General features: G+C 72.6%; 1 protein-coding gene. It reads left to right on the forward strand.

What is annotated here, in order from left to right; all coding sequences use genetic code 11:
* A partial coding sequence (locus tag ACEPPI_RS41130; RefSeq protein WP_373920330.1) for a DUF4277 domain-containing protein occupies positions 1-223 on the forward strand: 223 nt, incomplete at both ends.

Raw genomic sequence — 223 nt, forward strand, 5'->3', positions numbered from 1 at the left:
GACGCACGGGCAGGTCATCGAGGCGCTGGTGGCCAACCGGCTGACCTCGCCCGCACCGCTGGTGCGGGTCGGGGACTGGGCCCGCACCTGGGCGGTGGAGGAGGTCTTCGGTATCACGCCGGACCTCCTCAACGATGACCGCCTGGCCCGCGCGCCGGACGCGATCGCTCCGAAGCTGGAGGTCATCGCGGGCACGGTCGGTGCCCGGGCGATCACCGAGTTC

This window comes from Streptomyces sp. AB3(2024), assembly GCF_041862025.1.
GTDB lineage: Bacteria > Actinomycetota > Actinomycetes > Streptomycetales > Streptomycetaceae > Streptomyces.